The organism is Indolivaga alginatilytica, assembly GCF_003201355.1.
In the GTDB taxonomy this organism is placed as follows: Bacteria; Bacteroidota; Bacteroidia; order Bacteroidales; family Dysgonomonadaceae; genus Dysgonomonas_A; species Dysgonomonas_A alginatilytica.
In genome coordinates this window covers 108849-128633 of record NZ_QICL01000005.1, presented here as the reverse complement: position 1 = coordinate 128633, position 19785 = coordinate 108849, and the positions used below count along the sequence as shown (strand labels likewise).

Below are 19785 nucleotides of genomic sequence, written 5' to 3'. Positions count from 1 at the left end.
GGAATTATGAAAAGACATTACATTATTATACTACTGTTCGCACTACCTTATTGTCTGTTTGCTCAAGATGTTTTCGATCTCAAACGCTGCATTGAAATAGGTTTAGACCGGAATTACCAAATCAGAATTATACGTAATGATGAAAAAATAGCTGACAATAATTTAACGATAGGTAATGCCGGATACTTGCCTTATCTAAACTTGAATAGTGGCTATTCGGGTACAGTAAATAATACGGAACAACGCTTAACCTCGGGAGACATTACTAAAAATAACGGCGTACATAATCAAGCTCTGAATGCCGGTATTAATTTAGATTGGACTGTCTTCGACGGATTTAATATTCAAGCTAATTACGGGCGTTTGAAAGAGCTTCAACAAATAGGAGACCTTAATACAAGACTAGCCATTGAGAATTTCGTTACAAATATTTCCAATGAATATTACAACTATATACAGCAAAAGACAAGGCTGAACAACCTAAGGTATGCAGTGAAACTTTCGAGAGAACGTCTTAGAATAGTTGAAGCCCGCTATAGTATAGGAGCAGGATCACGTCTCGAATTGCAACAGGCAAAAGTCGACTTCAATGCCGATAGCTCGATGCTGATTAAACAGAATGAAGTTATATTTACTTCACGTGTGCAGATTAATCAACTGATGGCGATGGACGATGTGGAGCATCCCTTATTGATTACAGATTCTATCATTGATTTTAATCCATTTCTCAACAAAGATGACATCTGGCAAAACTTACAGGCTTCAAATGTTTTCCTCCAATTATACAAAAAAGATAAGAATATAAGTGTTCTTGATCTTAAGGCAATACAAAGCCAATATTTCCCCTATGTAAAAGTAAATGCAGGATACGGGTTTACTCAAAACATGTATGAAGTAGGTTCTTTTGACCGTCAGAAAAATTTAGGGTTCAACTATGGAGTGACGGTAGGATTCAATATTTTTGATGGATTTAATAGAGAGCGTAAACGTAAAAATGCTAGAATAGAAGTTCAAAACAAAGAACTGGAATACCAACAAGTAGAACTTTCTTTAAGAACTGACCTTTCTAAAATGTGGATGGCATACCAAAATAACATGGAACTTACCAATCTTGAGAAAGAAAATCTTCAAACCGCTCAGGATAATTATACTATTGCTCTTGAACGCTATAAATTAGGAGATCTATCAGGTATTGAATTACGTGAAGCACAGAATAGTCTATTAGAAGCCGAAGATCGGCTTATAGAAGCACAATATAATACTAAGCTTTGCGAAATATCATTAATTCAGCTTAGTGGAAAAATGTTATCCTACATATACTAGGGTCTCAGACCTATTTATCACTCTGGCATGTATAATAACAAGAGACAGTTATAATTATAAAATGCAACAATAAATATTTACCCTTACTCTAATTATTTTTTGCTTACTCTCTAATATATTTCAATAAACATTCGGCATTCATTTCATCCATGCCTTTTTCTACTATATAGCCAAGTACACTGCATATTGTCTCGGAAGCTATTATAGTTGCGGCAACAATATCTCTACCTTTAGCCAACTGGGATGCAAAGATAGCAGTGAAAAGATCGCCCGTTCCCACAGTATCAATATCTATATTGTGTGAATAAATCCTCTCTATCTTATCTCCGTCTATAACAATAGTTTCAATCTGTCCTTTCGGTGTATCTTCCAATCTACAACCCGTTGCAATAATAATCTTTTTATTCAAAAGCGAATTTATTTTTATAGACTCTGCAATCTCATCAATTGTAGTTATTTTACGCTGTAGAATATATTCAAGTTCGAAAAAATTAGGGGTCAATATATCGCAAAAAGGAATAAGAGTAGCCATCAGCTTTGCGGCAACACTTTCGGGAACATACAACCCTGTATTTATGTCGCCCATCACAGGATCGCAAATATATAATTTTTCAGGATATGCTTTTTTAATTCTCTGTATAAACTCAGAGGACGAAAGCAGAATTTCCTCAGAGCCTATATATCCTGTAACAGCACAAAATATACTGTCCAGTACATCAATCTCCTCTATTCCTTGAATTAAGTCTTCAAAGAATTCCTTGGATATAGCTTTACCATGAATAGGTCTATGCCCCGTATGTGCTGATAAAAAAACTGTTGGAAACGAAATCACGTCTAATCCATGTAATTGTATTGCTAACTCAGCAATATTATTTCCCACATAACCATATACAACCTTACTTTGTATAGATAGTATTTTATTTTTCATTTTTTAAAATATATTTCTGTCGAAGAATAACATAAAAGTACAAAAAATAGAAGCAAGATCTAAACCTAGATAAGTTTTATATAGAATATAGATAATCTCCGGATACTATTTCTCAAAGAACTTGATAAAGAAAGCTGAATTAACTTATCTTCTCTTAGCCTAAGCATAAGTAGTAATCACACCTTCCAGATTGTTAATATTTGTATATTCTATTTTCTAAAAGCTTTGTATATAATCTTCTATAAAAGTCATCTGAAAATTGGACTACAGTTAAATCAACAAGGTTATTTTAGTTCACAGCATGAGTATGTTATAAAACATAATTAATTATCTCAATAGGCTTGGCTTATATCTTTAAAAAAACACAAAACACTATAAATAAATAACTTAAATACACTTTAGTATTTTTTGATTAAAATATAAACAGTTTAGTCTTTAGCTCCTTTCAATACTCTAAAACCTGCTTTTACTGCTCCAGAGAAGGATCAATCAATAACAAACATTCTGTAAACTTTAAATTTAATCCAATGCTATTGAGTCTGAAATTTTAAGACTTATTTCACTTATTGAACAATAAATAATGTTTATCTGTTATGAATAACACGAATATTTAAAAGGTAACATTATGAAATCTGCAATTCTGACATTTATACTCTTGATAATTGCTGTGACAGCATCAGGGCAAATTGCTAAAGGCAAGATCACAAATCAAAATGGCAAACCAATTGAAGGAGTCCAGATATTTAATGCCAGAACAAATCAGCACACTCATAGCAATGAATTCGGAGTATTTACATTAGACAAGACTGCACAAAACGACATCTTATCAATCGGAGGGTTAGGATATAAAACCCTCGAAATAAAAGCAAATATATCAGAAACTGAAACTGTTATTCTGGATGAAGATGTTCTTCGCCTCGAAGAAGTTGTCATACACCCCAAACTTGCAGGCTTAAATTTCATTACAGCCATCGACCTCAAAGTTACTCCCGTAAACTCGTCACAGGAAATACTACGAAAAGTACCGGGATTATTTATTGGACAACATGCAGGAGGTGGTAAAGCCGAACAGTTGTTCCTACGTGGATTCGACCTTGATCACGGAACCGATATAGCCATATCGGTAGATGGAATGCCTGTTAATATGGTATCTCATGCTCATGGACAAGGCTATGCAGACTTACACTTTCTAATACCGGAAACAGTAGATAAAATAGACTTCGGAAAAGGCCCTTATTATGCAGATAAAGGAGATTTTGCTACAGCCGGTTATGTTGCATTCAAAACAAAAGAAAAACTTGATAAAAGTACTGTAGGAGTAGAGCTAGGACAGTTCAATACTAAACGCATCATCGGAATGTTTAATATTCTGGATCAAGACAAAGCCAACCAAGACGCTTATATAGCAACCGAATATCTCCTTACCGATGGTCCTTTCGACGCCCCTCAGCACTTCAAAAGAATAAATCTTTTCGGGAAATACACTTCCAGATTCAACGATAACAGCAAATTCTCTTTAACAGTTTCTCACTTCACCAGTAAGTGGGATGCGTCAGGACAAATACCTTTGCGTCTTGTAAATGACGGTACTATCTCTTGGTTCGGTGCAGTAGATGACACTGAAGGAGGAAATACTTCACGCACGAATGTCAATGCTGCTTATTTTAAAGCCATTGATGACAATACCTACTTCAAAGCAAACACATTCTATAGCAAATACAAATTTGAATTATATTCGAATTTTACATTCTTTCTGGAAGATCCTATAAATGGAGACCAGATCAGGCAAAAGGAAAGCAGAGACATCTTTGGATTGAATACCGAATGGGGAAAAACTCTTGATCTGGGAGATGTAAGAACCTCTATACAAGGAGGCGTTGGATTTCGTGCCGATGCAATCAAAGGCTCAGAGTTATCGAGAACTAAAGAACGCTACATTACACTTTCTCATGTGATGCTTGGAGATATAGACCAATCGAATATATTCGCCTATGCAAATGCCCAATTTGAGCTAGGTAAATTAACTATAGCACCTGCTTTAAGAATAGATCAGTTTCAATTTAATTATCAGGACAGATTAGATACTGTTTATAAAAATAAAGGTGTTCAAAAAACATTGGTATCTCCTAAATTAAACTTTATATACAGTGAAAATAATAATCTGCAATTCTATCTTAAATCAGGACTCGGATTTCATTCTAACGATACTCGTGTAGTTGTTACTGATAAAGAACGGAAGACGGTTCCCCGGGCTTTCGGTTCGGATCTTGGTAGTATCTGGAAACCAATCCCTCGTCTTATCGTTAACAGTGCATTGTGGTATTTATATTCCGAACAGGAGTTTGTATATGTAGGCGATGCCGGAATTATAGAACCCAGCGGAAAAAGCCGCAGAATGGGTGCTGATCTCGGAATACGTTATCAACTCAACAACTGGTTATTCTTTGATGTAGATGCCAATTATGCTTTTGCCCGCAGTATCGACGAGCCCAAAGGAGAAAATTATATACCTCTGGCTCCTGATTTTACAAGCACAGCAGGACTGGGTTTAAATAACTGGAATGGTTTTTCGGGAAGTTTAAGGTTTCGCTTTATGAATAATCGTCCTGCAAACGAAGACAAATCAATAATGGCAGACGGCTTTGCCATATTTGATGTTAATCTCAATTATCAATATAAAGGATTACTCGTTGGAATGAGCATAGAGAACTTATTCGATACAAAATGGAAAGAAACCCAATTCGCGACAGAATCCAGATTACAAAATGAAGCCACAAGTGTAGAGGAAATACATTTCACACCAGGTACTCCTTTCTTTTTCAGAACACGTGTAGCCTATAATTTCTAATCGCACTAATTGAATTATGGATACTAATTGAGAGTATCTACAGTAAGAACAATTCAGATTTAGAACATAAAGTGAATAATTGAATTTTAGCCATAGCAACAAATACAAATTTACCCACAAATATGCAAATAAATGTTAATTATTACAACAAACACCATTTTTAAAATTATTAACTTTATTTAAAGTTAAAACGTTAAACAATTAGCTAAGCAATAAGTGTTACGAAATAACAAAAAGATAGCAACTCCTTTTACTTTCTAATATGTTGCAAAACATAAAAACAGCACACTCAGCTCAACTGGAACAGAAAAACAAAAGCAATAAACACCCTAACTAATTATTTATCATCTATATAAAAAACAAACCTTTTAAATCAAGCATCCTATTCCAGAATAGTATAAGAATACAAAAAAACATCATTAAGACTACAAATAAATCAAAATGTAAGAATTAAAGTAATATATAAGAAAACAATATCTTTCAAAAAATGTTATAATAAACAGCCAAGAAAGAGTTCTAAGTTAGCAAAAAACTTTACTCTGATTGTAACATTAATAAAAAATACCCTATTATGCATTTAACACCAAGAGAGTCTGAAAAACTGTTGCTACATCTAGCAGGAGAAGTAGCAGCTAAGCGTAAGCAACGCGGGTTGAAATTAAACCACCCCGAGTCTGTGGCTTACATTTCGAGCCACTTGCTCGAAGCAGCGCGTGATGGAAAATCAGTTGCAGAACTGATGCAATATGGAGCAACTCTGCTCACTAAGAATGATGTTATGGAAGGGATAGCAGAAATGATACCCGATGTACAGATTGAGGCGACATTCCCTGATGGGGTGAAACTAGTTACAGTACATAGCCCTATACGTTGAACAAATTAAATTCAAAATTATGATACCTGGAGAATATTTTATCGCAAAAGGGGACATTGAATGTAATGTTGGCCGTAGAACTGCAAAAGTAAAAGTAACGAATACAGGAGACCGTCCTGTACAAATAGGATCACATTTCCATTTCTTCGAAGTAAACCGTGCTATGAGTTTCGATCGCGCCAAAGCTTTTGGTATGCGTCTGAATATCGCTGCCGGAACGGCTGTACGTTTTGAGCCGGGAGAAGAGAAAGAAGTAGAATTGGTTGTCTATGGAGGCCTACGTCGCGCATTTGGAAATAATAATTTAGTAGATGGCGATACTTCACTTGAGTACAATAAGCAACGCGGTGTTGAATTATTAAAAAGTAAAAACTTTAAAAACAAATAAGCCATGAGTCTAAAAATAGATAGAGCCAAATATGTTGGAATGTATGGTCCAACCAAAGGAGACAAAGTGCGCTTGGGCGATACTGAGATAATTGTCGAAATAGAAAAAGACTATACCGTATACGGTGAAGAGAATAAATTCGGAGGAGGTAAAACTATCCGTGACGGCATGGCCCAATCGAGTGTAGCCACACGCGACCAGGGAGTTTTAGATATGGTAATAACCAATGTCATCATCATAGACCACTCAGGTATTGTAAAAGCTGACTTGGGTATCAAAGACGGTAAAATTGTAGGCATAGGTAAAGCAGGAAACCCTGATACAATGGATGGAGTTGCTCCTAATATGATTATTGGTGCTTCAACCGAAGTTCATGGCGGACAAGGCCTAATTGCTACAGCAGGAGCTATTGATACACACATTCACTTTATTTGCCCTCAACAAGTTGAACACGCTTTATATAGCGGAACAACAACTATGATCGGTGGTGGTACAGGTCCGGCTGACGGAACAAATGCAACAACCGTAACTCCCGGAGCATGGCATATCGAACGTATGCTACAAGCCTTGGAAGGACTTCCTATGAACTTTGGTTTATTTGGAAAAGGTAATTCATCTACTGAAGGACCATTAATCGAACAAATAGAAGCCGGAGCTTTGGGTTTGAAACTTCACGAAGACTGGGGTACTTCTCCTGCAACAATTGATACAGCATTAACAGTAGCGGACAAATACGACGTTCAAATAGCTATCCACACAGATACGTTGAATGAAGCAGGATTTTTGGAAGATACTATAAATGCTATCAATGGTCGTGTAATACATACTTTCCACACCGAAGGTGCAGGTGGAGGACATGCTCCTGATATTATCAAGATTGCAATGTACCCTAATGTATTACCGGCATCGACTAATCCAACACGTCCTTACACGGTAAATACAATAGACGAGCATCTTGATATGTTGATGGTTTGTCACCACTTGAAACGTACTATTCCGGAAGATGTATCATTTGCCGATTCACGTATCAGACCCGAAACTATTGCTGCCGAAGATATCCTTCACGACATGGGAGTATTCAGCATCATGAGTTCCGACTCACAAGCAATGGGACGTATCAGTGAAGTTACTATCCGTACTTGGCAAACAGCCGATAAGATGAAAAAACAAAGGGGAGCATTGACTGAAGACGAAGGTCATGGAAATGATAACTTCAGAGCTAAAAGATATGTTGCCAAATATACCATCAATCCGGCTATAGCACAAGGAATCTCTCAATATGTAGGTTCGATCGAACCCGGCAAATTTGCTGACATTGTATTGTGGAAACCTGCTTTCTTCGGTGCAAAACCCGAAATAATTATCAAAGGCGGTATGATGATTGCTGCACGTATGGGCGATCCAAGTGCATCTATACCAACTCCTCAACCTGTTATGTATCGCAATATGTTTGGAGCGTATGGTAAAGCTATTAATAAATCGTGCATCACTTTCGTTTCTAAAGTATCTTACGATAATGGAACAGTACAAGGATATGGTTTGGAAAAAACACTTCTTCCTGTTTCAGGTTGTAGAAATGTATCCAAGAAAGACTTGATTCACAATGACAAGACACCTGAGATTACAGTTAATCCCGAAAACTACGAAGTAAAAGTAGATGGTGTTAAAATCACTTGCGAACCTGCAACTACGGTTCCATTGGGACAACGCTATTTTTTATTCTAAAACAGAATAAAGTAGATATTAATAACCGGAATGCAGTTAAACATTCCGGTTACTAAAAAATCTCAATTCCATTTATGACTTTGGAATGTCGTGATCAGAGTACATAAGAAGAAATTATACGACCAATAAACAATTAGCTGTATTAAAGACTAAAACGATTATGGTAATAGAACAGATATTAGGTAGCCTAAAAGACATAGAGATAGCTAATCGCAGAGTAGAATTGATCCAAGTTGAATGGTTCGAAGCCAACAAACGCATACAACGACGCAAAACCAATCAAGGAACAGAAGTCGCCATACGTTTTATGAAAGAAGGACAACGCCTTCGTCAGGACGATGTAATTTATATGGACGAAGATAAAATAATAGCCATTGACATTCTTCCTTGTGATGCCATACAGGTAACACCACACAATATGGTAGAAATGGGAAGTGTAGCTTACGAAATCGGCAATAAACATTTACCCGTATTTATTCAGGACGATTTAATACTTATCCCTTACGAAGAGCCTATTTTCAAATGGCTGAACGCAAGTGGATATCATACAGAGAAAGTACATAAAAAACTACTGAATATAGTAAATGCGAGTGTACAGCCACACAGCCATGGACATTCACACGGAGAAGGAAATTCTATTTTCTCAAAAATAATGGGATTAGGAAAATAACAAGGTAGAAAACCTTTTATTGCTTTGGTAGGCAAAGCAGCAATAGCCTGTTACAATTCGAAAGTATATTATTAAAAACTTTCATTTACTTAAAACGATGCAATTATGAACGCTTATCTAGGGAAGTTACTGCACTTAAGTGATCCGACGCTACCGATTGGGGGATACTCTCATTCTAATGGTCTGGAAACATATGTGCAGCATAAAATTGTAAAAGACGACGCCTCTACAGAGACGTTTGTCCACAACATGATTACAAATAATCTACTCTATAATGATGCTTCCTTTGTAAAATTGGCGTATGAGATTGCATTAAGCAATAATATAGAAGGACTCATTGCTCTCGACCAAGAATGCGCAGCATTGAAAGCTCCTTCCGAAATAAAACAAGCCAGCCGTAAACTAGGGATAAGACTTCAAAAGATATTCGACAGACAAATAACGTCTCCTATTATTAAGGAATATCAGGCAGCAATTGCCTCACAAGATGCAGAAGGACATTATTCAATTACCTTCGGTTTATATGCTGCCCTATTTGAAATTCCGCTTCACGAAGTTATATACGCTTTCCTTTATAATGCAACAGTAGGAATGGTTACTAATGCGGTAAAACTCGTTCCACTGAGTCAGCTTTCGGGACAAGATATTTTATACAAAATGCAAGAAGTAATCCAATCAACAGTATCACAGGTATTAATACTTGACAGAAGCCTTGTAGGACTTTGCAATATTGGGTTCGATATCCGTTGTATGGAACACGAAAGACTATACTCCAGATTATACATGTCGTAATGTGAAAATAAGATTATCAGAATATATACAGAATTGAGATATTAAAGATTTAGTGACACTTTTAAAAGATAAAAAAAATGAACAAGAGAAAATACGTAAAAGTTGGTGTAGCAGGTCCTGTAGGATCAGGAAAAACAGCACTATTGGAACGCCTTTCACGCAGATTAATGAATGAATACAGCATAGGCGTAATCACAAACGACATATACACTAAAGAAGATGCCGAGTTTTTAACAAGAAACAGTCAACTACCACAAGACCGGATTATAGGAGTAGAAACAGGAGGATGTCCTCATACTGCCATACGTGAAGATGCCAGTATGAACCTCGAAGCGGTTGACGAAATGGCACGCAGGTTTGATGATATACAAATCATCTTTATAGAAAGTGGTGGCGATAACCTTTCGGCAACTTTCAGTCCTGATTTAGCTGATGTCACCATTTTTGTTATCGACGTGGCCGAAGGTGATAAGATTCCAAGAAAAGGTGGTCCGGGTATCACCAGATCAGACCTTCTCGTTATTAACAAGATCGACTTGGCACCTTATGTTCTTGCCGACCTTGGTGTAATGGAACGCGATTCTAAAAAGATGAGAAAAGGAGCTCCTTTTGTTTTCACAAACCTGATGACTTTACAAGGTTTGGATACAGTGATTGCATGGATCAAAAAATACGCATTGCTTGAAAATACACCGGAGCCGGAAGGCTTAATCAGATAAGCAATCAAGATAGAAGAAATCGGGCAATTATCCTCAGTGACATTGCCCGGTTTACATACAGAAGTAAATAAAAAGAAATCTCTTACAACGTTTATACCATGATCAATAAACTTGACTTAAAAATAGGACATAAAGACGGACGGACGTATCTCAAAGATACTTATTTCACCCGTCCTTTCAGATTGGCAAACGTTGGTGAAAACCGTCCCGATCCGGCTCTCTATCTTATGATAATGAGTTCGTCGCCGGGCATTCTCGATAATGATAATTATGATATCGAGATAACAACAGAAAAGAATGCAAGGCTTCAACTTCAAACTCAATCGTATCAACGACTTTTCAAGATGAAGGATGGAGCCAGTCAGAAGATGATTATTAAACTGCATGAAAAAAGTGAAATAAGCTATATACAGCACCCTATAGTACCTCACGAACAGTCTATATTCAAAGCACATAACAGTGTATATATGGATAGTGAGACGATATTCACTTATGGTGAGATAGTAACTTGTGGCCGAAAACTTTCGGGTGAAGTGTTCCTCTTTAAACAGTTTCAAAATCTTACCGAGATTTATTACAACAACAAAATGATAATAAAAGATAATATTCTGATTGAACCTGCCTTAATGAATATAGACTCGATAGGGCAACTCGAAGGCTATACTCATCAGGCTACCCTCCTTCATGTAAACACACGGAATGGGGATATCAACAGCCAGGCAGAACACATACACGATTTATTATCACTCGAAGAAGGTATCATTTATGGCGTATCCCAACCTGCACCAAATTCTATAATAGTGAGAATTCTTGGAAGTGGAGGAGAACAGCTATTCGACTCATTCAGAGAAATAGAAAAATATCTATGGAGGCTAAATACTCCAGATCTACAAACTGTAGAGAAAGACTTGATTACAGTTCAAAAGAAAGTTTCGTCTTTAAATTGAAAAATCATGAATCCCGAATTATTGACTCTCCTCTTAACAACAGTAGCTATCAGCTTTGTTCATACAGCCGCCGGTCCCGATCATTATTTACCGTTCATCGTATTTTCACGTGCAAAGAAGTGGTCTCTGTTTACTACGGCTATGTGGACAATTGCGTGCGGCATTGGACACGTATTAAGTTCGGTTCTGATAGGGCTGATAGCTTTAGTTCTCGGCTGGCAATTATCTAAACTCGACTGGTTTCAGGATATCAGAGGAAATATAGCGGCATGGGGCGTTTTTATTTTAGGAGGTATATACCTTGTATGGGGATTATATAAAGCATATACCAACAAACCTCACAAGCATTTTGATGTATATAATGGTGATGATATCTACGTATACACACATAAACACGGAGAAACTGTATATCCCCAGAACAGAGTAAAAGTGACTCCCTGGATCTTGCTTGCCATTTTTGTCATGGGACCTAGTGAGCCGATTATTCCTCTTCTTTTTTATTCGGGCGTTACACGCTCTGTAACCGAAATATCATTAATAATAGGGACTTTCACCTTAACCACAGTAGCAACTATGCTTAGTATAGTTTTGCTTGGGTACTATGGTTTTTCCCTAATAAAAACAAATGTTCTCGAACGTTACTCGTATGCTATAGGAGGAGGGGTAGTTACAATCTGTGGAGCAGGGATGCTCTTCTGGAATTGGTGACCAACAATCTTAACGTCTCACAACTAATATATTTTTCGGATTGATTACAAACATTAATACATGATTTTATGAAAAAGATTATTTTAATAATTATCAGTGTCCTTTTGTGCAACTACACATTCGCACAGGATACAAGCTTGGGACTTGAGTCTGAAGACTCGCCTCAGCCACTTATTTCACTGAACAAAGGAAAGTATTTTAAAGATGTAAATATGATTGCAAATATGCGATTTGCATCAAACACTAATTTTACGAATAGTAATTTTGACAATTCTAAATTCCAGATGAATGAATTTCGATTAGAAATTTCAGGAAAAATTACCGATAAAATTAGTTTTACTTTTCGAGACAGATATGCCAATAACTCTACGGACGCAAACACTACCGACAGGCTAAACCATTCTATAGATTTGGCTCATGCAACCTTTGCTATAACTCCTGACTTTTCTCTTACTGCCGGTAAGATGTTATCGGAATGGGGTAGTTATGAGTTATTTATAAATCCGGTATACATGTATACCTATAATGATATGGTACAGTATGGAGATTTCTTCTTGTCGGGTATTAAAGCCAGCTGGACTGCCGTACCTCACCAGAACTTTACACTCCAGATAGTAAACTCCAATACTCGATCGTTTGAAATGCGCTATGGCGAAACTCCGGGTATAGAAGCCGCCAGAGCTCCTCTAGGGGGAACTGTAAACTGGAAAGGAGACTTTGCTGACGAAAAATTCAGTACGATGTGGAGTTATAGTATATATAATTTAGCTAAAAATCAACACTGGAATTTATTAGCACTAGGTAATCAGCTCAAGCTGCCTAATCTTACATTACAATATGACTTCAAATACAGTACCGAAGATTTAGATAATACAGGAGTCATAAGTGATATACTAGGATATAATTTTGCCCACAGAGCTCAAGATGTAAAATATATGGAACATTGGGTAAGAGCCGAATATTTCTTTGCACCCAGATGGAGTACTACAATTATGGGTATGACAAATTCCAATTATTGGGATGGAAATCCGGATGCTAATGCAGACGACCATATCAGAACTCAATGGGGTTTTACAGCAGCTCTTGAATATCATATATACAAGCCTTACAATGTAAAACTTTTCGCAGCTTATGTCGGACGATATAACAACTTCTCCGATTATGCCCGAAACACTCTTAACTTATCAAACAACAATACAGGACAACTCCTTATCGGAATTGTTAGCCCATTAGTATTGTTCTAGCAGATAGACTAATATAACTTAATTTTTTAAATAAAAATCATAATGGAAACTGATAAAGTATATTTTTGGGATCCCTACCTTAAAGGTGTGGGGCAAATTATGTTGCAAAACAATGCACTTACAGGCTTGCTTTTCCTTATTGGCATTCTTATAAATGCGCCGTTGATGGGTGTCGCTGCTATTCTTGCTGTTATAGTAGGAACATTGACTGCAAAAATTCTGAAATTTAAAGAAGAGAATATCAATTCGGGACTTTATGGATTTAATGCTACATTAGTCGGAGTGGCACTCATTGCCTTTTTCGAACCAACTGTAACTATCTGGATCGCCATTGTTGTATTATCGGCTGTGAGTACATTAATTATGAACTTCTGTCTGGAGAAAAAAGTACCGGTATTCACCTTCCCGTTTATTGTTTTGGTATGGATATCATTGTACGTTTTTCACAGTGTTGCACCTGTTCCTGACGCTTCTCCCGATTATCTGGTTGATTTAGTTGATAATTATACTCCATTTTCATTAATGAATTATGGTTTGGGATTTGGTGATGTTATTTTTCAAGGAAGTCTTATATCCGGTATAATCTTCTTTATTGCGGTTTATGTTAGCTCTCCTACATCTGCCCTATATGGACTTTTCGGTGCATTATTCGGCGTTTTAATTGCTATCTTACTAAAAGACCGTATCGAAGATGTTAAACTGGGAATGTTTAGCTTCAATCCTGTATTATGTGCAATAGCATTTGCCGGAACAAGAAAAATTGATGGTTTATACGTAATCATTGCAGTTATATTATCAGGTATAACCGAAGAGATCATGATTAGGTGCGATCTTCCGGTTCTTACCTTCCCATTCGTAATGGGTACTTGGCTAACTCTAATAATAAGAGATGTATTGGTAAAAAGATTTATACCTTCTTCCAATATAGAATAAATACCTTTTCATTATTCGGAAAAATAGACTGCCTTTTTTATGAGACAGTCTATTTTTTTATTTTGTTAGTTCACCCAAATCAAAGGATTCCTCACTGGTAGATTTCTTTCCACCTCTTCAACAGTAGGCGTATGATCAAGAGACTTCCACAAGTCAAAGTACCTCTCATCATTATATGCTTTTGCAGCAAATAACAAGGACGGCTGAGCTACAGGCCAATTATCCCAATACATTACATCCTTAGGATAAGTCCATGTTGATTTGTCTTTGATAAATGGATACATAAAATCAATGCCCTTTCTCATATTCAAGCCTTTCGATGTAGTATATTCCCACAGATTATCATCTGGTGTAGATAGTATCTGGCATATTGTTGCCATCACATCCAGATTAAACAAAGAATACCCATAAGGCTTTGTTCTGGATATCTCCCGTGGGAAACTTCCATCCTCAGCCATTTGTTCAGGTAATAATACATTCTTATAGCGGGTTTTGCAAAAATCGAGTTTATCTTTATCACCTGTTAATTTGGCAAAAGCAGCCAGTTGCATTACCCAACAACCTCCATGATTGTTTTGTGCATTCATCTCGTCAATACCATTCTGATGCGTAGTCATCCACCCTGCATATTCAGAGAACCAATTCTTAACAGCCTTCAGATTTTCCTTATCCACACAAGCAGCATCTTGCATACGGGCTATTCCCTGTGCCACTTCCATCAAATGAATAGTATCTATAATACCGATTCCTCTTCCCGTAGTGATGCCTTTAATAGCCTGAGCATATAGTAAATTGGGATTCATCATTGTTGCCGGGTCAGTTAACCAAGCATTTATATGTACAAAAGCATATTTTACATATTTCTCATCTCCCGTCACTAAATAAGCAGACGCTAAAGCCCCTACTATTTTATTAAAGCGAATCATAGCCAATCGGTGAGCTACAAAATTATCTGGATTAGTCTGCCCGTCTTTTCGTATATAAGGTCCATCGGGATCCTCCGGATTAGGCCACCAGTAATCACCCTCCGAATAAAAATCATGAATCCCTCCTGCACTCCTCTCACATCGAAAGTCCGTAACTGTCTGAGGACTTTCGGACATTGCCCACTGCGCATTCTTTATGATTATACTATGCAGTGTAACCTCTGTTTTATTTGCCCAATCAATATTACCGGAACAAGATACCAAAGCAGAGAATAAGAAACATACAAATAATAATATTATAGATCGTTTTCCTTTCATAGTTAAATTTTTAAGTAGATGAAAGCATTTTTTAAATAAAATATATCATTAATGCGAATCAATAGTTACAAAAAGTAAACAATTCAGGTAACAAAAGTAACCGGTAAATGACTAATAATGTCACTTTTGTAATTTTCACAAACCACTAAAGATCAGGACAAAACAAATAAAAAAGTAACAAAAGTGACAAAAGTGACAAAAGTGACAAAAGTAACACTTTTTCTATGAGTTTTATTTTCCCTTGTTACTGTTTACTATTCAATGTTTATTACTTCCCGATTCGGGCAGACATACAGGTCAGTCTCTACTGCACCCCATTGACTGATAACTACTGATTGTTAACCGTTAACTAATAGATAAAAACTATTTAACCGTCACAAAAACAGTTTTTAATCCTTCTGATTTAACGGCAATTACCGACTCTCCTTTATTCTTTGCCAGTTTTATTTTAGCACGTCCATTACAAGCTTGTACTTTACTCGATCCCGTAGATGTTCCCTGATTTTTAATCAATTGCCCGTCACCTACCGATTCAAAGCAGATAAATTGACGTGAATCTAAACATAGAACACCATTACTATCTATTAATTCGGCTTCTACCCAAACATGATCCTGATCGGCCTCTGTTACCGAAACTTTCAATTCGGCTTCCTTTCCAAAAGGACGTGTTTCATAATCGAAGCTGATTTCATCTTCGATCTTTACCTTTCCTTTCATACCGACTGCTTTCAATGTGTTTTTACCTTGTTGAAGCAATGATTCCCATCTTAAACCTGCGGCAGGAAAATCGGGAGAATTACGTTTCTTCATTCCTAAACTTTTACCATTTAAGAATAACTCAACCTGCTCACAATTTGAATATACTTTTATCAATTTCTTCTCATCAGCTTTACCCCAACGTGTTTCCCAACTATGACCGAAAATACGAATCATAGGCTCATCTGTCCAATAGGATTGAAATACATAAAAGGCTTCTTTTTTTGTTAAATCACGTTCAACTACACCTTTCTGATTTACATAAGGAACCGGATTATCGGGGCGTACAGGTGTCGAAAAATCTTTGAAAGGCCAATAAGCTGCACCGGTCAGCCAAGGCATAGTTTCCTGCTCTTTCAGATGCCAGTCGATAATATCACAAACATATGTCTCGTTCCATGTATTGTCTTTTGAAGCTTTTGCTATAGACTCAAAAATTGACATATCTCCGGCTTTAACTTTATTCAGATCACTATAATCAATCTCGGCATAGCGTCCGGCATGACTATCCCCACCCCACTCTACATGTAGAAAGTGGTTAACCTGATCTCTGGCTTCTTCCGAAAACTTTTTATATTCTGTATATATGCCTCTATACCAACCTGCCCAAATAGAAGGAGAATATACGTCTACAATATCTTTACAGAAATCGCAACGACGAATACAAGTCAATCGGCTATCATCAAGACTATGAGAGAGATTGTGCAACTCTGTCATAAAAGCACGAATCTTTTCTTTATCAAATTCAGGAAAATCGTTAGGCCAGTCATTTTCGTTACCCATTCCCCACAAAATAATAGACGGATGGTTACGGTGCTGAGTAATCATATTAGTAAGCATCCTTCTGGCTTGATCTTTATATACATCACCTCCTAAGCCTCCACGACACCAAGGAATTTCTTCCCAAACCAAAAACCCTAAACGGTCGCATTGCTCCAAAACAATACGAGATTGTTGATAATGTCCCAGACGGATAAAGTTTACACCCATCTCTTTCATCATCTCCATTTCTTTTATAATCAAGTCTTCGGGCATGGCAGCCGCTAATCCTGCATGATCTTCATGGCGATGTGTTCCCTTTAATAAAAAGCGTTCGCCATTCAAAAAGAAAGGACCTTTCTCTTTAAACTCAAAATGTCTGAATCCGAATTTATTTTTGTTCGTGATCGTTCCCGAAGACGATGACAGCGTCAATTCGCAGGAGTAAAGATTAGGATTCTTTGGAGACCAAAGCGTTGGTTTTGGGATGTTCACTGACAAAACATTCTTACTTTGAAAATCATTTAGTGTCTGACTTTCTTGCTTCACGATCTTGCCATTCGGATCGTATATTTTTATATCCAATTTTGCATTTGCAATATTAGAAAAGTTGAGAAAATCAACATTTATAGAGAGCTTACCTTCTTTTCCTTTTTCGTCTACCGAAGGATTTGTATAAATATCTTTGAAAGACAGAGCCGGAGCATATACCAAATTCAAGTATCTGTATATTCCACCATAGATATTGAAGTCCGATAAATCAGAGGGAATCATCTCGGTATCTCTGGTATTATCACATCGAATGCTTAAGGGTATTTTTCCTCCAAAACGCTTGGCTTCATCCGACTGTTGAAATTTCTTAACCGCATCCGTGATATCTACAATCCATTCATCGTATCCTCCCACATGAGAGCCTACTTTTTGAGTAAAAATATACACCTCGGTTTTCTGTCCTGCTCCTTCAAATTGCAATAAAATACGTCCATCAGGATAAGGATTATTTACTTCCAGCATTTTCTTATACCAACCCGGACCTTCGTAATAGTTTACATCGGGGTCAACCGCATCTTCTTCGTTAAAGCAATGGGGCAGATTCACTTTAGTCCATAAGGGAACACTCTCGGGATCGCCGGCTTTTACAGGCCTCACAGCCTCCCAGATACTTCCCAAGTCTTGTTTCAGGAATTCCCAACCATCATTTAACCGTGTTCTTGGTTCGTAATTAATTTGTGCTGAAGAATACAATGAAATCCCCAGAAATAAACATAATAAGATAATTTTCTTAAACATATTCATACGCCTTGTGTTATTCATTATTTAAGGTCTTAAACTTTTTGATTCTCTAGTTGTTTTGGTCGAAATACAATGACTTGTATCCCGACCAAAATAAAATTTAACAATATAACTATTAAGGTCTAAGACCTTTTTATTTTTTTACCAAATACAACAAATATAGTGAATTACAGCTTTTAAATATAGCATTAAATCGTTGGAATTACTTAGAGCCTGTTTAAAATTTGCCCTAATATTTGCTTAAGGGCTATTTTCTTTATTTCTTCATTCATTTTTAGCCTCTTTTGTGATTTTGCTTACCAAAGCAATAAAAAGGTCTGAGACCTTAAAACAATTTTCCGGTTTGTTCCAGTTGTTGTTTTCTTAATAAAGCTTCAAGGAAATAATAATCGGCATATACCAAAGGCACATCTACCTCCAGATTGCTCGGTTTAGATCCCGTACTGTGTAATAATAAAAAACCTCTGTCCTCTTCTACTTTAGCTAAATAATTTTTAGATAAATTATCCATCATAGTATTAGCCCAGTTTAAATATTTCGGGCTGTTTTCTTTATCATAAGTACTCAATTCATAAAGAGCAGAAGCGGTAACAGTAGCTGCCGATACATCTCTCGGCTCATTAGGAATTTCGGGAGCATTGAAGTCCCAATAAGGAATCAAATCCTCAGGCAGATTAGGATGAGTAAAAATATAATTTGCTATATTTTTAGCCTGTTCTAAAAACTCAGGCAGTTTAGTTTCCCTGTAACACATCGTATAACCATATACCGCCCATGCCTGACCCCGTGCCCATGCCGATGAGTGAGAATATCCCTGATGAGTATGTTTATTAATTACTGCACCGGTTATCGTATCATAATCAATCACATGATACGAGCTGTAATCTTCCCGAAAATGATTCTTTATAGTAGTTTGAGCATGATTTACAGCTATATCATAGAACAAAGAATCTTTACTTTCGCTGAATGCCCAGAATAACAATTCCAGATTCATCATATTGTCTATGATCACAGGACATTTCCATTTATCACCACTATGATCCCACGAACGGATAATCTTTGCATTGGGTTGATAACGGGTTGTTAGGGTATATGCCGATTCAAGTAAAATTTTCTTGTAATTTTCGTCTTTCGTCAAACGATAACCGTTTCCAAAACTGCAATAGACTTTGAAACCCATATCGTGAGTTCCTCCATTCGTTTTTTCGCGTTCCAGAGGATCAGTATACTTACGGGCTGCTGCCTCCCATTTCTTATCTTTAATATATTCGTACATATACCAAAGTTCGCCGGGAAAGAAACCGCTTGTCCAGTCACGTGATGCTACTAATGAAAGTTTTCCATCGGGATTTATAGTACGTGGATTTACCAAAGGACCCAAATTCTTTTTTTTCCTTTTTTCCCTGCTTTCCGGAGATTCTTCCTCAATCGCTTTACTTACCTCTGTCATTGCAAAGATTAATTGCTTCGATGCAAAATCAAAATCATCTTTCACAATATCCTTCTTTTCAGTTTTACAAGAAGCTAGTGTGACAAGTAAAACTGCAACACAAAATAATATTTTTCTCATAGTATATAAATTTTCCAATTTAGATACAAAAGTCAGGTATAAAGGCCGATTGGGTTTGTAAATT

16 protein-coding genes are annotated in these 19785 nt (G+C 36.7%); 12 read left to right on the top strand and 4 right to left on the bottom strand.

Annotation, left to right across the window (positions count from 1 at the left end):
• Positions 1-6 precede the first annotated feature (6 nt).
• Complete coding sequence (locus tag CLV62_RS06540) at positions 7-1323, top strand: TolC family protein (RefSeq protein WP_110309984.1); 1317 nt, start codon at positions 7-9, stop codon at positions 1321-1323.
• A 103-nt stretch (positions 1324-1426) separates the two neighbouring features.
• Here the strand turns inward: CLV62_RS06540 and pdxY are convergent, their stop codons facing one another.
• Positions 1427-2251, bottom strand: coding sequence for a pyridoxal kinase (pdxY, locus tag CLV62_RS06535; protein WP_110309983.1), 825 nt, complete (start codon positions 2249-2251; stop codon positions 1427-1429).
• A 625-nt stretch (positions 2252-2876) separates the two neighbouring features.
• On the opposite strand from pdxY, the gene CLV62_RS06530 reads away from it, so the two are divergent.
• The 11 genes from CLV62_RS06530 to CLV62_RS06480 all read left to right on the top strand — a co-directional run bounded on the left by CLV62_RS06530 (position 2877) and on the right by CLV62_RS06480 (position 14099).
• Entirely contained in the window at positions 2877-5099 is a 2223-nt protein-coding gene (locus CLV62_RS06530) for a TonB-dependent receptor (protein ID WP_110309982.1), read from the top strand.
• Positions 5100-5670: 571 nt separating this feature from the next.
• Positions 5671-5973, top strand: coding sequence for an urease subunit gamma (gene ureA, locus CLV62_RS06525; protein ID WP_110309981.1), 303 nt, complete (start codon positions 5671-5673; stop codon positions 5971-5973).
• Positions 5974-5992: 19 nt separating this feature from the next.
• Positions 5993-6361, top strand: a complete 369-nt coding sequence (gene ureB, locus CLV62_RS06520) for an urease subunit beta (protein WP_110309980.1) — start codon at positions 5993-5995, stop codon at positions 6359-6361.
• Between the two features lie 3 nt (positions 6362-6364).
• Positions 6365-8086: an urease subunit alpha gene (gene ureC / locus CLV62_RS06515; RefSeq protein ID WP_110309979.1), complete on the top strand. Its 1722-nt coding sequence runs from the start codon at positions 6365-6367 to the stop codon at positions 8084-8086.
• Positions 8087-8246: 160 nt separating this feature from the next.
• The gene (ureE, locus tag CLV62_RS06510; RefSeq protein ID WP_110309978.1) at positions 8247-8756 is read left to right on the top strand and encodes an urease accessory protein UreE; all 510 of its coding nucleotides are present in this window, start codon (positions 8247-8249) and stop codon (positions 8754-8756) included.
• A 105-nt stretch (positions 8757-8861) separates the two neighbouring features.
• On the top strand, positions 8862-9548 hold the full coding sequence (locus CLV62_RS06505; protein ID WP_221409220.1) for an urease accessory protein UreF: 687 nt from the start codon (positions 8862-8864) through the stop codon (positions 9546-9548).
• A gap of 77 nt (positions 9549-9625) precedes the next feature.
• A complete protein-coding gene (ureG, locus tag CLV62_RS06500; RefSeq protein ID WP_110309976.1) occupies positions 9626-10267 on the top strand; it encodes an urease accessory protein UreG in 642 nt (213 codons plus the stop codon).
• A gap of 98 nt (positions 10268-10365) precedes the next feature.
• On the top strand, positions 10366-11214 hold the full coding sequence (locus CLV62_RS06495; protein WP_110309975.1) for an urease accessory protein UreD: 849 nt from the start codon (positions 10366-10368) through the stop codon (positions 11212-11214).
• Between the two features lie 6 nt (positions 11215-11220).
• Positions 11221-11922, top strand: a complete 702-nt coding sequence (locus CLV62_RS06490) for a hypothetical protein (RefSeq protein ID WP_110309974.1) — start codon at positions 11221-11223, stop codon at positions 11920-11922.
• A gap of 68 nt (positions 11923-11990) precedes the next feature.
• A complete protein-coding gene (locus tag CLV62_RS06485) occupies positions 11991-13166 on the top strand; it encodes a porin (protein ID WP_110309973.1) in 1176 nt (391 codons plus the stop codon).
• Between the two features lie 42 nt (positions 13167-13208).
• Positions 13209-14099, top strand: coding sequence for an urea transporter (locus CLV62_RS06480; protein ID WP_110309972.1), 891 nt, complete (start codon positions 13209-13211; stop codon positions 14097-14099).
• Positions 14100-14164: 65 nt separating this feature from the next.
• On the opposite strand, the gene CLV62_RS06475 is transcribed toward CLV62_RS06480, so the two are convergent.
• The 3 genes from CLV62_RS06475 to CLV62_RS06465 all read right to left on the bottom strand — a co-directional run bounded on the left by CLV62_RS06475 (position 14165) and on the right by CLV62_RS06465 (position 19721).
• Positions 14165-15343, bottom strand: a complete 1179-nt coding sequence (locus CLV62_RS06475) for an alginate lyase family protein (RefSeq protein WP_110309971.1) — start codon at positions 15341-15343, stop codon at positions 14165-14167.
• A 363-nt stretch (positions 15344-15706) separates the two neighbouring features.
• On the bottom strand, positions 15707-18148 hold the full coding sequence (locus CLV62_RS06470) for a glycoside hydrolase family 2 TIM barrel-domain containing protein (protein WP_110310023.1): 2442 nt from the start codon (positions 18146-18148) through the stop codon (positions 15707-15709).
• Between the two features lie 328 nt (positions 18149-18476).
• Positions 18477-19721 (bottom strand): glycoside hydrolase family 88 protein, encoded by a 1245-nt coding sequence (locus tag CLV62_RS06465; RefSeq protein ID WP_110309970.1) that lies wholly within the window; start codon positions 19719-19721, stop codon positions 18477-18479.
• Positions 19722-19785 lie beyond the last annotated feature (64 nt).